This is a genomic window from Vitiosangium sp. GDMCC 1.1324, from assembly GCF_003044305.1.
Classification (GTDB): domain Bacteria; phylum Myxococcota; class Myxococcia; order Myxococcales; family Myxococcaceae; genus Archangium.
On the sequence record NZ_PZOX01000018.1, the window covers coordinates 142,717 to 155,318 of the forward strand.

General features: G+C 68.2%; 4 protein-coding genes. All 4 read right to left on the reverse strand.

All coding sequences use genetic code 11. The features are described from left to right. Positions 1–46: 46 nt before the first annotated feature. The 4 genes from DAT35_RS40030 to DAT35_RS40045 all read right to left on the reverse strand — a co-directional run bounded on the left by DAT35_RS40030 (position 47) and on the right by DAT35_RS40045 (position 12,586). Positions 47–5,827, reverse strand: coding sequence for an AAA family ATPase (locus DAT35_RS40030; protein ID WP_108074559.1), 5,781 nt, complete (start codon positions 5,825–5,827; stop codon positions 47–49). A gap of 34 nt (positions 5,828–5,861) precedes the next feature. Then, a complete protein-coding gene (locus DAT35_RS40035; protein WP_108074560.1) occupies positions 5,862–11,660 on the reverse strand; it encodes an ATP-binding sensor histidine kinase in 5,799 nt (1,932 codons plus the stop codon). 167 nt (positions 11,661–11,827) lie between these two features. Further along, on the reverse strand, positions 11,828–12,115 hold the full coding sequence (locus tag DAT35_RS40040) for a hypothetical protein (protein WP_108074561.1): 288 nt from the start codon (positions 12,113–12,115) through the stop codon (positions 11,828–11,830). A gap of 63 nt (positions 12,116–12,178) precedes the next feature. After that, entirely contained in the window at positions 12,179–12,586 is a 408-nt protein-coding gene (locus DAT35_RS40045; protein WP_108074562.1) for a hypothetical protein, read from the reverse strand. Positions 12,587–12,602 lie beyond the last annotated feature (16 nt).

Below are 12,602 nucleotides of genomic sequence, written 5' to 3' on the forward strand. Positions count from 1 at the left end.
AGTTGATGCATGCGACCCCCCCAGGACAACCCATGACGGGGGCTTCTTACGAAGCAGGAGCGGGGAGGCGGGTCTCGGCCTCACGGTTTTCTGGCTCGGAGGAGGGGGGCCCGGCGCAGGGCAGCTCCACTGTCAGGGTGGTCCCCTCACCGGGCTGGCTCTCGGCGCGCACCGAGCCGCCGAGCGCGGAGACGAGCTCGCGCACGATGTGGAGGCCCAGGCCCAGGCCGCCATAGTGCTCGACGGAGACGGCGCGCTCGAAGCGCTCGAAGACATGAGGCAAGCGGTCCGGAGGGATGCCGATGCCCTGGTCGCTGATGCGCAGCCGAGCGGTGTCCGCGTGGCGCTCGAGGGAGACGGAGATGGGTTTGCCGGCGGCGAACTTGAGGGCGTTGGAGAGCAGGTTGGTGACGACCTGCTCCAGCCGGGTGCGATCCCAGCGGCCGGTGACGCCGTCCTGGAGCTGGAGCGAGAGGGGGCTGTTGGCCCGGGAGATGGGCTCGTGCAGGCGCTCGACGACGTCGCGGACGACGGAGGCGAGGTCGACCTGCTCCAGGTGGAGGTGAAGGCGGCCGGCCTGGATGCGGGTGACATCGAGCAGCTCTTCAATCAGCTTGGCGAGCCTGCGGGTCTGGGCTTCGGCGCTGCGGATGCCGCGAGTGAGGGACTCGGGAAGCTCGGAACCAGAGCGGCGCAGGAGGCCCTGGACGGAGAGGCGCAGGGAGGTGATGGGGGTGTAGAGCTCATGAGCGGCGACGGAGAGGAAGTCGTCGCGCAGTTGGATGGCGGCCTGGGAGTCGCCGTAGAGCCGGGCGTTGTCGATGCTGACGGCGGCGCGGCGAGCCAACTCCTGGGCCAGGTGCAGCTCTGCCTGTCCGTAGCGGCGTCCCGCGGTCGAAGACGCGAAGATGATGGCCCCGAGCGTCTTTCCCCGGGCGACCAGCGGAACCATCATGCCCGTACGGACCATGATGGTACGCATGAGGTCGAAAAAGCCTTCCTGGCGGCTGCGGTTGAGCTGCCGCACGACCGACTCGTCGATGTCGGAGAGGAGAGCGGGTTGTCCCGTTCGAAGCACGCGGGCGAGTGTCGCGGGTGAGTCCCAGGAGGGAGGATATTTCTCCATGGCCTCGCGCAGGAGCTTCTCCTTGGCGGGCTCGGCGTGGGCCATCGCCACCGGGCGGATGGTGCCGTCTTTCTCGACCACGTCGACGATGCACCAGTCGGCCAGGAAGGGGACGACCGAGCGGGCGACCTTGGCCAGGGTGGTCTCGAAGTCCAGGGACTCGGCCAGCATCAGGCTCCATTCGGCCAGGAAGCGCACGGCCTGCTCGGCACGCGTGCGTTCGTCCACCTCGATGCGTAGCTGCTCGAAGAAGAGGCTGTTCTCCAGGGAGATGGCGATCTGGGAGGAGAGGAGGCGCAGAACGCGGACGCGCTCGGGGGTGAAGGCGCGGGTGGCGAGGTTGTTCTCGAGATAGAGAACGCCGACGGTCCTGGAGGGCCGTTGGATGGGAACGGCGAGGGCGGACTTCACGGCGTGCCGGACGACGTAGGGCTCGGAGACGAAGGCGCCCTGGTGGGAGGCATCGGCGAGGACGAGGGGCTCTCCCGACCGGCGGGCCTGCTCGATGATGGAGATGGGGACCTGGCTCGAGTCCTTCAAAGGGGCTTGTACCAGTGAGATGGGCTCGGAGACGGAGCCCACCGCACGAAGCATGAGGGTGCCCTTCTCCTCGAGCATGAGGGCGCCGCGCTGGGCTCCGGCGGCCTCCAGACACACCGTCATGAGCTTCTCGAACAGACGCTCCAGGACGACTTCGCTCACGAGCGTCTCGGAGGCCTTGAGCAGGGTGAGGAGATCGAGCGCGGAGCTCGTCGGCTCAGCACGCTCCGGGTTGCCGTTCGCGGCCACCCCGAAGGAGGGCTCGATGGGGACGAGGTCTGGGAACTCCTCTTCGAGAGCGGAGACCTTGGCTCGAGCGCCCCAGTGGGTATAGCCGTCGAGGGCAGCGCGCAGGTAACCATGGGCCAGCCGCTTGCCCCCGAGGGCGCGGTAGTAGCGGCCGGCCAGCTCGTTGGCGAGCGCTTCGTCCTGACGGAACTCCTCTCGGTGGGCGCCCTCGATGGCCAGCTCGTAGAGCCGCAGGGCTTCCACATGACGCTCCTCGAGACGGGCGAGCTCGGCGCTGATGAGCTGGTGCTTGTGGCGGAAGTTCTCCGGGCAGTTGTCGGCCCAGATGCCGAGCTGGCGCTGGTTGGTGGCGAGCTGTTCCAGGAGCCCGGCCCTGTGCTCGGGGGGACTCCTGTCGCAGCATGCCGCCAGGGTCAGCGACGTGTAGAAGTTGTGATCCGCGACGAAGAAATACCCCCGGATGGACTCGAGCAGGAGGCCTGCTTCCCGGGACATCTCCTGGGCTTCTTCGATGTCACCCAGGAGATAGGACACCTGGAGGCGCAGGAGCTTGTACCTGCCGAGCGATAGGGGGAGCTTCAGGTTTGATGCGAGGAAGACGCTCTCGTCGAACTCGTCATCGTCGAAGCGGGCGTTCTTGCGAGTCCGGCCCTGCAGGCACCGGATGGCCTGGCGCAGGCCCAGGAGCAGGGCATGCATTTCGGTGAGGCTGGACTTGCGGAGGAAGACGAAGCTGGTTTCGGCCTCGGAGAGCACTTGGGACAGTGCGGTGCCCATCGAGAACAGGGTATGCACCATCACTGGGACCGAGTAGCCGGCGGAGTGGACATCTCCGCTCTCGAGCGCGGCCGCGAAACACCGGCGGTAGAGCGGCACACTGGTGCGCAGCGGTGCTCTCCAATGGTTCACGCTCACCGCGACGGTGGTGCGCGTTCTCCACTCCTGCCGTGGATCGGGGTAGCGCTGGCACAGCTCGATACCCAGGTGGCCGAAGGCATAGCCAGACACGTAGTCACCCTCGCGCATTCCCAGCAACATCCCATACGTGGCATACATCGGAGCGGCGTAGATCGTGTTGCCATGTCTCAACGTGAGGTTGATGGCGCGGACGTTGAGGAGGGTGTACAGGCGCAGGTCGAAGAAGTAGACCGCCGCGCTGAGCTCCGAGAGGAGCCGTGCACAGGCGAGCTGTTCCGGATCCTCCATCCGGGGTGCGTCGAGGAGCTGCCGGGTCGTGCGAGCCTGCAGGCTCTGCTTCACCGTGGCGAGCTCGTCCGCGAGAGCCCGAGGCACGTCCTGCTTCTCTGGCAGCTCCATTCCGAACAACCGCAACCCCTCGCGTCCCCACGGGAGCGCCTCCGGGTAGGCCTGTCTGGCCATGCAGGCGAGCACCCGGAGGGTATAGAGGTCCGCCTTCTCGAGGCGGGACGCGGCATGGGCCAGGGTGGAGGAGGTGAGCCCCTCGGCGGACACCTGGTCGCCCGTGAGGTAGGCACACTCGGCCGCTTCGCGATGGAGGCGGAAGGTCAGTGCGTAGGCCTCTCGCCATGCCCGCGGTGGGAGGAAGCCGAGCCCGAGCGTCAGGTATTTCAGCGCGGAGTGGAAGGCGGACGAGGCCTTGGCCCTGACTCCAGCCCGGAAGTTGAGCTGGGCCAGCTCCAGCCGTTCGGCTTCATCGGTCACCAGCTCCGCGCCCAGGTCGAGCTGGTCGACCACGTCGAAGAGCCGCTCATCGGATTCACGCTCGGAGGTTGTCTTGAGCAGGCGTCCCGCCTCGAGGTGGAGCCGTTTCTTCTCGGGCTCGGGGAGCAGGGAGTACGCGGCCTGCTGTACGCGGTCGTGCGCGAACCGGTAGAGGGTCTCGTGCCTCGGGTGCTCTCCGGCGGACTGCTCGCCGGAGCGTGAGAGCGGCGGCGCCCTGCTGTCGGAGACGAGGAGCCCCTGCTGGATGGCACTCCAGAGCGCCGCGGCCGTGTTGCCCTCGGACATGTTCATCAGCGAGGCGAGGAGTGGGAGCTCGATGCGATTGCCCAGGCAGGCGGCGACCTTGAGGACGCTCTGGGCCCGCTCGGGAAGCTGGCGGATGGTGGCGAGCATGAGCTCGACCACGTTCTCGGTGATGCCCACCTGGGCAATCCCGGCGAGGTCCCACTCCCACGAGCCGTGCTCGGCGTCGAAGCGCAGCAGGCCGGATTGATGGAGGTAGCGCAGGAATCGGGTGACGAAGAAGGGGTTGCCGGCGGTCTTCTTCAGCACGAGTTCCGCCAGGGGCTGGAGGTGCCCGGGTTCACGGCCCAGGGTGTTGGCGCAGAGTGCCGTGAGGGCACCGAGCTCCAGGGGAGGGAGCTCGATGGTGTGGACGGCTGCTCCCGCCTTCTGGAGGGCCGTGAGAGTTTGTGCGACCGGATGCTGTGGCCCGACCTCCTCGGGACGGTAGGAGCCCACGAGCAGCACGTGGTGGGAGTCCGGGTCGGAAGCGAGGGTCTGGAAGCGCGCGAGCGAGGCGGGGTCGGCCCACTGGAGATCGTCCAGGAAGAGCACGAGCGGGTGCTCGGGTGAGGCGAGGGCCCGGATGAACGTCCGGAAGATGAAGCGCAGACGGTTCTCGGCATCCTGCGGCCGGAGCTCGGGCACGGGAGGCAGCGGACCGGTGAGCTTCTCCAACTCGGGGGCGATGCCCAGAAGGACGCGGCCCTGGGAGCCCAGAGCCCCCAGGAGCCGGTGCCGCCACAGGGCCTGGACGTCGGCCGGTTCGTTCAACAACCCACGGATGAAGCCCTGGAAGGCGTCGACCCATGGGGCATAGGGGACGTTGCCCTGGAGCTGGTCGAACTTGCCGGAGAGGAACCAGCCTGCGTGTCCGAGGCGTGGTCTCAGAGCCTGGACGAGCGAGGACTTGCCGATGCCCGCGGGGCCGGAGACGAACACCGTCTCGCTCGGGCCCGCCCGGACCCGCTCTAGCGCGGCCTCGAGCTGCGCCAGTTCGCGCTCGCGCCCGTAGAGCCGCTCTGGAATGGGGAGCTGTCGCGCCGCATCGAGCTGGCCCAGCTCGAACGCTTCAATGACACCGGAGGCCTGCTTGCGCTTCTGGGCTTCCTGGAGGTCAGCCAGGAGGGAGTCGGCGCTCTGGTAGCGCTCCTCGGGCATCTTGGCGAGCAGCTTGAGGACGAGGTCGGAGAGGAGGGAGGGAACCTTGGGATTGGCGAGGGCAGGAGGGAGGGGAGGCCGTGCCAGGTGGGAGTGGACGAGCTCGACGGGGTCGGTGGAGGTGAAGGGAGGCTGGCCGGTGAGCAGCTCGTAGAAGGTGGCGCCCAGGGAGTAGAGGTCCGCGCGGGAGTCGACGGAGCGGTCCATGCGGCCGGTGAGCTCCGGAGCGATGTAGGGCAGCGCCGATTCGAGCTCTCCGTGGATGCTCGAGGTCGGGGAGGCCGCTGCAACCCGGGTGGCGAGGTCGAAGTCGATGAGGGTCAGGCGCCGCGTCCCGGCCGCCACGAGGATGTTGGTGGGGTTGAGGTCCCGGTGGAGGACGCGGAGCCGGTGGAGGTGACAGAGGATCTCCGCCAGTTGAAGGGCCAGCTCCAGGAAGGTGTCGGGCTCGACGGGGTTGTGTTTCAGCCACTCCTGGAGGTCATGGGGCCCGGCGTCCTCGAGGACGAGCGCTGGGACTCCTGCCACGTCCTCCAGGGCCCGGGGCCTCACTACGCCCACGACGCCCAGCGCCTCCAATTCCCGCAGCAGGCTGAATTCGTGGTGGAGCATCGCGAGGCTGCTGGAGGCGAGGGGGCCCTGCCGGGCCTGCTTGAGCACCAGGGAGACGCCCTCTCTCGTCCACACGCGAGACACGATGAACCGGCGTCCGCGGTGGAGCTCCTGAGCGCCCTGACAGCCCATGCTGATCGGCAGTTGTGGCATGCGACCCCTCAAAAGAACCCACAGCGGAAACTCCTCATGAAGCAGGAGCGGGGAGGTGGGCCTCGGTCTCACGGCCTTCTGGCTCGGAAGAGGGGGGCCCGGCGCAGGGCAGCTCTACTGTCAGGGTGGTCCCCTCACCGGGCTGGCTCTCGGCACGCACCGAGCCGCCGAGCGCGGAGACGATCTCGCGCACGATGTGGAGGCCCAGGCCCAGGCCGCCGTAGTGCTCGATGGAGACGGCACGTTCGAAGCGCTCGAAGACATGGGGAAGACGGTCCGGAGGGATGCCGATGCCCTGGTCGCTGACGCGCAGCCGAGCGGTGTCCGCGTGGCGCTCGAGGGAGACGGAGATGGGTTTGCCCGCGGCGAACTTGAGGGCGTTGGAGAGCAGGTTGGTGACGACCTGCTCCAGCCGGGTGTGATCCCAACGGCCGGTGACGCCGTCCTGAAGACGGAGCGAGAGGGGGCTGTTGGCTCGGGAGATGGGCTCGTGAAGGCGCTCGACGACGTCGCGGACGACGGAGGAGAGGTCGACCTGCTCCAGGTGGAGGTGGAGGCGCCCGGCCTGGATGCGGGTGACATCGAGTAGCTCTTCAATCAGCTTCGCGAGCCTGCGGGTCTGTGCCTCGGCGGTGCGGATGCCGCGAGTGAGGGACTCTGGAATCTCGGAGCCGGAGCGGCGCAAGAGGCCCTGGACGGAGAGGCGCAGGGAGGTGATGGGGGTGTAGAGCTCATGAGCGGCGACGGAGAGGAAGTCGTCGCGCAGTTGGATGGCGGCCTGGGAGTCACCATAGAGCCGGGCGTTGTCGATGCTGACGGCGGCGCGGCGAGCCAGCTCCTGGGCCAGGTGCAGCTCGGCCTGTCCGTAGCGGCGGCCCGCGGTCGAAGACGCGAAGATGATGGCCCCGAGCGTCTTTCCCCGGGCAGCCAGCGGCACGATCATTCCTGTCCGCATGGAGATGGTGCGGAGGATGTCGAAGAAGGATTCATCGCGGCCGGGGTTTCTCTTTCGCAGGGCCTCCTCGTCGACCTCCGGGATGAGGAGGGGCTGTCCCGTCCGCAGCACCTGGATGAGCCCTTCGGCTGTGTCCCAGGTGGGGGGATATTTCTCGATGAGCTCACGCAGGAGCTGCTCTTTCGTGGGCTCGACATGGGCCACCGTCACGGGGCGGATGGTGCCGTCCTTCTCGACCACATCGACGATGCACCAGTCGGCCAGGTAGGGGACGACGGAGCGGGTGACCTTGGCCAGGGTGGTCTCGAAGTCCAGGGACTCGGCCAGCATCAGGCTCCACTCGGCCAGGAAGCGCACGGCCTGCTCGGCACGTGTGCGCTCGTCCACCTCGATGCGCAGCCGTTCGAAGAGGAGGCTGTTCTCCAGGGAGATGGCGATCTGGGAGGAGAGGAGCCGGAGAACGCGGACGCGCTCGGGGGTGAAGGCGCGGGTGGCGAGGTTGTTCTCCAGGTAGAGCACGCCCACGGTCCTGGAGGGCCGTTGGATGGGGACGGTGAGGGTGGACTTCACCGCGTGCCGGGCGACGTAGGGGTCGGAGACGAAGGCGCCCTGGCGGGAGGTATCGGCGAGGACGAGGGGCTCTCCCGTCTGGTAGGCGTGCGCGATGACGGAGATGGGGACCTGGCTCGAGTCCTTCAAGGGACTGTGAACCAGGGAGACGGGCTCGGAGAGGACGCCCACGGCTCGAAGCATGAGGGTGTCTTCTTCTTCGAGCACGAGCGCGCCGCATTGGGCACCCGCCGCCTCCAGACACACGGTCATGAGCTTCTCGAGCAGACGCTCCAGGACGACCTCGCTCACGAGGGTCTCGGAGGCCTTGAGGAGGGTGAGGAGGTCGAGCGCGGAGCCACCCACCCCGGCACCCTCCGGGGCAGTGGAGGGGGCCTTCCAGAGGGAAGGTTCAACGGGGACGAGGTCAGGGAACTCCTCCTCGAGGGCGGAGACCTTGGCCTGGGCTCCCCAGCGGGCATAGCCGTCGAGCGCGGCGCGCAGGTAACCATGGGACAATCGCTTGCCGCCGAGGGCTCGGTAGTAGCGGCCGGCCAGCTCGTTGGCGAGGGCCTCGTCCTGGAGGAACTCCTCGCGATGGGCACCCTCGATGGCCAGGTCGTAGAGCCGCAGGGCTTCCACGTGGTGTCCCGCGATGCGGGCGAGCTCGGCGCTGACGAGCTGGTGCTTGTGGCGGAAGTTCTCCGGGCAGTTGTCGGCCCAGATGCCGAGCTGGCGCTGGTGGGCCTCGAGCTGTTCCAGGAGCCCGGCCCTCTGCTCGGGAGTGCTCCTGTCGCAGCACGCCGCCAGGGTCAGCGACGTGTAGAAGTTGTGATCCACGGTGAAGAACTGCCCCCGGATGTTCTCGAGGTGCGGGCCTGCCTCCCGGGACATCTCCGCAGCGTCCTCGATGTCGCCCAGGAGGTAGGACACCTGGAGGCGCAGGATCCTGTATCGGCAGAGCGCTGGGAGGAGACTGCGGTTCAAGGCGAGGAAGGTGTCCTCATGGAACTCGTCGTCGTCGAAGCGGGCGTGCTTGCGGGTCCGGTCCTGCAGGCACCGGATGGCCTGGCGCAGGCCGAGGATCGAATTGGCCATCCCCAGGAGGCCTGACTTTCGGAGGAAGGTGAGGTTGCTCTCGATTTCGGAGAGGACGTGGGGGAGCTCGGTGCCCATCGAGAACAGGGTGCTCATCTTCACCGGGGCCACGTAGCCGGCGAACTGGAGATCGCCGCTCGTGAGCGCGGCGGCGACGGACCGGTGGTAGAGGAGCAGATCGGTTCGGAGTGGCGCCCTCCAGTGATTCACGAGCAGTGCGATCGTGGTGAGCGTTCGGCTCTCCTGCCGGGTGTCGGGATGACGCTGGAAGAGCTCCACGGCCAGGTGGCCGAAGGCGTAACCCGACGCGTAATCACCCTCGCGCACGCCCAGCAGCATCGCATACGTGGCATACGCCGGAGCGGCGTAGATCGTGTTGCCATGTCTCAACGTGAGGTTGACGATGCGGATGTTGAGGAGGGCGAACAGGACCGGGGTGATGAAGTAGACCGCCGTGCTGAGGTCCGAGGTGAGCCGTGTGCAGGCGAGCTGTTCCGGATCCTCCATCCGGGGGGCGTCGAGGATTTGCTGGAGCGTGCGGCCCCGCAGGTTCTGTTTCACCGCGGCGAGCTCGTCCGCGAGGGCCCGGGGGATGTCCTGCTTCTGCGGCACCTCGATGTCGAACAACCGCAGCCCCTCGCGTCCCCACTGGAGTGCCTCCGAGTAGGCCTGTCTGGCCATGCAGGCGAGCACCCGGAAGCTGTAGAGCTCCGCCTTCTCGATGCGGGACGCGGCGTGGAGCAACGCGGAGGCGATGAGCTTCTCGGCGAGTTGTTGCTCACTGGCGAGGTAGGCGCACTCGGCCGCCTCTCGGTGGAGGCGGAAGGTCAGCGCGTAGGTCTCCCGCCACGCTTCCTCTGGGAGGAATCCGAGCCCGCGCGTCAGGTATTCCATGGCGGAACGGAAAGCGGACGAGGCCTTGGCCCTGCTTCCGGCCCGGAAGTTGAGCCGGGCCAGCTCCAGCCGCTCGGCTTCATCGGTCACCAGCTCCGCGCCCAGGTCGAGCTGGTCGACCACATCGAAGAGCCGCTCGTCGGGTTCGCGCTGGGAGCTTCCCTCGAGCAGGCGTCCTGCTTCGAGGTGGAGCCGTTTCTTCTGGGGCTCGGGGAGCAGGGAGTACGCGGCCTGCTGTACGCGGTCGTGGGCGAAACGGTAGACGGCCTCATGTCTCGGGAGTTCTCCGGCGGCCTGCTCGCCGGAGACTGAGAGCGGGGGAGCCCTGCTGTCGGAGACGAGGAGCCCCTGCTGGATGGCGCTCCAGATCGCCGCGGTCGTGTCGCCCACGGGCAGGTTCATCAGCGCGGCGAGGAGAGGGAGCTCGATGCGGTTGCCCAGGCAGGCGGCGACCTTGAGGACGTCCTGGGTACGGCTGGGAAGCTGGCGGATGGTGGCGAGCATGAGCTCGACCACGTTCTCGGTGACATCCACCTGGGCAGTCCCGGCGAGGTCCCACTCCCACGAGCCTCGTTCGGCGTCGAAGCGCAGCAGGCCGGAGTGGTGGAGGTAGCGCAGGAAGCGGGTGACGAAGAAGGGGTTGCCCGCGGTCTTGTGCAGCACGAGCTGGGCCAGGGTCTGGAGGTGCCCGGGGTCGCGGTGCAGGGTGTCGACGCAGAGGTCCGTGAGGGCACCGAGCTCCAGGGGATGTAGCTCGATGGAGTGAATGGACGCGCCCGCCTTCTGGAGGTCCGTGAGGGCTCGCGCGACGGGGTGCTCCGAGGCGACTTCCTCGGGACGGTAGGAGCCCACGAGCAGCACATGGTGGGAGTCCGCGTCGGAGGCGAGGCTCTGGAAGAGCGCGAGCGAGGCGGGGTCGGCCCATTGAAGGTCGTCCAGGAAGAGCACGAGCGGGTGTTCGGGTGAGGCGAGGGCCCGGATGAACGTCTGGAAGGTGAAGTGGAAACGCTGCTCGGCGTCTTTCGGCCCGAGCTCCGCCAGCAGGGGAGGCTGCGGGCCGATGAGCTGTTCCAGGTCCGGGACGATGCCGAGGAGGACGCGGCCGCGGGTGCCCAGTGCCTCCTGGAACCGGCGCCGCCACAGATCCTGGACGTCAGCGGGTTCATGGAGCAATCCGCGGATGAGGCCCTGGAAGGCGTCGACCCATGGGGCATAGGGGACGCTGCCCCGGAGCTGGTCGAACTTGCCAGAGAGAAACCAGCCCCCTTGCTCGAGGCGTGGTCTCAGAGCCTGGACGAGCGAGGACTTGCCGATGCCCGCGGTGCCGGTGACGACCACCGTCTCGCTCGGGCCCGCCTGGACACGCTCCAGGGTGGCCTCGAGCTGCGCCTGCTCGCGCTCGCGCCCGTAGAGGTGCTCCGAGATGGGGAGCTGTCGCGCCTGGTCGAGCTTGCCGAGCTCGAAGGACTCGAGCGTGCCCGTGGCGTGCATGCGCCTCCGGGCTTCTTGAAGGTCAGCCAGGAGGGAGTCGGCGCTCTGGTAGCGCTCCTCGGGCATCTTGGAGAGCAGCTTGAGGACGAGGTCGGAGAGGAGGGCGGGGACCTTGGGGTTGGAGAGGGCGGGAGGGAGGGGAGGCCGCGCCAGGTGGGAATGGACGAGCTCGACGGGGTCGGTGGAGGTGAAGGGAGGCTGGCCGGTGAGCAGCTCGTAGAAGGTGGCGCCCAGGGAGTAGAGGTCCGCGCGGTGGTCCACGAGCCGGTCCATGCGCCCCGTGAGCTCGGGAGCGATGTAGGGCAGCGCCGATTCGAGCTCGCCGTGGATGCTCGAGGTGGGGGCGGTGCCGGAGACGCGGGTGGCGAGGTCGAAGTCGATGAGGGTCAGGCGCCGCGTCCCGGCCGACACGATGATGTTGGTGGGATTGAGGTCCCGGTGGAGGACGTGGCGCCGGTGGAGGTGGCCGAGGATCTCCACCAGTTGAAGGGCCAGCTCCAGGAAGGTGTCGGGCTCGACGGGGTTGCGTCTCAACCACTCCCGGAGGTCATGGGGCCCGGCATCCTCGAGGACGAGCGCTGGGACTCCTGCCGCATCCTCCAGGGCCCGGGGTCTCACCACGCCCGCGATGCCCAGCGCCTCCAGTTCGCGCAGCAGCTCGAGCTCGTGGTGGAGCATCGCGAGGCTGCTGGAGGCGAGGGGGCCCTGCCGGGCCTGCTTGAGCACCAGGGAGACGCCGGCTTCCCTCCACACACGAGACACGATGAACCGGCGTCCGCGGTGGATCTCCTGGGCGCTTCGAGCGGCGGAAGACGGATGGCCCTCGCCGGGTGGTTGCTGCACCATGCGACCCCCACGGGCGGGAGCTCCCTGGCGCGTGTTCCATTCCGGCGCCGCGATGGCTCAGCAGTACGGCCTCGCCGCTCCCGCTCCCTTCTGAACATCTGGATGGAGCGGCACCCCGGGGAGGTGCTCCTGGCCGCTCTCCACGCTCGGGGCAGGGCGCTCGTCCGTCACTTCTTCTTGAAGAGCGCCTCCGCGGCGGACAGCAGGTCGTCCTTGGGCTGCTTCGTGTGCAGGCCGCCCTCGCCCACCTGGAAGAGCTCGCAGAAGTTGGCCTCATCCTTGTCCGAGGGCACCTCCGCGAAGGGCTCCTTGCACTGCTTGGCCACCGTCACATCGAAGTGGCGGCAGTTGCGGCACGAGTGCACGTCTTCGTCGCAGTGGGGGCACGTGTCGCGCCTCCCCACCTGGTTGCCCACGATGTCGAGTTTCCCTCCGCAGTGCGCGCAGCCCGGCATGCTCCACCTCCCGCTCAGGGGTGAAGCGGTGCATACCAGCGGGCTACCCGGAGCGCGAGCCCTCTAGGAGCGCGAGGGACGGACGGCCGCACGCACGGACACCGGCTCGGCGGCCTTCGCCGTTTCCAGTTCCTCGCTCGCGTCGTCCAGCTCCCCGTTCAGCCGGCGCAGCAGGCTCAGCATCCACGCGCACGCCGCGGCCGCCACCGCGAACAGCACTCCCACCTCCTGGCCTCGCTGCCACAGTTGGGCCCGCTCCATCACCGCCCGGCGCTTCGCGAACGTCTCCAGCTGCTGGGTGGCCAGCGCGTCGTTGAAGCTCTGCGCGTACTCGCTCGCCTGCGCCTTGCCGCGCTCCATCAGCCAGTTCGCCTCCGAGCGCAGCAGATCCGCGCGGTACCAGCACCCCACGGCACACGCCGCGGATAGCAGCGACACGCACACCGCCGTCGTCACGCTGGACAGTCGCATGACCCCTCCGGACCGC

Bases quoted from the DNA above. Each gene is read 5' to 3' on its own strand.
- DAT35_RS40030 (WP_108074559.1), bottom strand. From the start codon at position 5,827: ATGCCACAACTGCCGATCAGCATGGGCTGTCAGGGCGCTCAGGAGCTC.
- DAT35_RS40035 (WP_108074560.1), bottom strand. From the start codon at position 11,660: ATGGTGCAGCAACCACCCGGCGAGGGCCATCCGTCTTCCGCCGCTCGA.
- DAT35_RS40045 (WP_108074562.1), bottom strand. From the start codon at position 12,586: ATGCGACTGTCCAGCGTGACGACGGCGGTGTGCGTGTCGCTGCTATCC.
- DAT35_RS40040 (WP_108074561.1), bottom strand. From the start codon at position 12,115: ATGCCGGGCTGCGCGCACTGCGGAGGGAAACTCGACATCGTGGGCAAC.